We start from the raw sequence: 242 nt of genomic DNA on the forward strand, positions 1-242 counted from the left end.
CCCCACGCAGGACCTGAAGCAGCGCCTCGGCAACCCCGTTCACCACATTCACGCCGGGCAAGTGCCGACCGAAAAGTTGCCGGTGACGTTCGGGTTGCTGCTCAATCTCGCCAGCCGGCCCGGTGTCGGCGATGCGCAGACGATATGGCGCTTCCTGCAACGCTACGACGCCAGCCTATCGCCGTAGGCGACCGCATAGCCGACCAGTCGATCGAGCGCAGGGTTCGCCTCCGGCGATAGGC

Annotated in this window: 1 pseudogene; it reads left to right on the plus strand. The window is 66.1% G+C overall.

What is annotated here, in order from left to right:
- Positions 1-187 (plus strand): annotated as a pseudogene (gene lysK / locus AC0CH8_RS19070) (lysine--tRNA ligase); the annotation flags it as partial.
- Positions 188-242 lie beyond the last annotated feature (55 nt).

Source organism: Sphingomonas sp. AC435 (assembly GCF_979253005.1).